Origin of the sequence: Blautia massiliensis (ex Liu et al. 2021) (assembly GCF_052064225.1) — a bacterium.
GTDB classification, from domain to species: domain Bacteria; phylum Bacillota; class Clostridia; order Lachnospirales; family Lachnospiraceae; genus Blautia_A; species Blautia_A fusiformis.
In genome coordinates, this window is record NZ_JBQHWA010000100.1 from 1 (window position 1) to 375 (window position 375).

Here is a 375-nt window from a genome sequence, read left to right on the forward strand (position 1 = left end):
ACTTTGCGTTTAAGGATATTTGATTAACTTAATCAAATCTCATGTATGCAGTTTTCAAGGTACAATGCTGACTGATGTTTTATCAGCCATCAGAACTCACAAACTGTTTTTGTAAACTCTGATCACTGGTAAAAACCAGCTATTATAACAGTCCTTCCCGACTGATTTAGGGTTAGCACCGGACTTATCGAAAATCTTCTGGTTCCACTCTGTTTCCAACAGAGCTCACTTTCCAGTGCCCGTTCTATTTTTATCAGGCAGCTTCGCCTGTTTCTTTCTTTTTAATCTGGCGCCCACCTGCTCTCCCACACCGTCTCCAGTGCAGTACCATCGGCCGATTGGGTCTTAACCGTCGTGTTCGGGATGGGAACGGGT

Annotated in this window: 1 rRNA gene; it reads right to left on the reverse strand. The window is 44.0% G+C overall.

The features are described 5' to 3' along the window. Positions 1–284 precede the first annotated feature (284 nt). Positions 285–375, reverse strand: a 5S ribosomal RNA gene (gene rrf, locus ACTNDQ_RS15485); the annotation flags it as partial.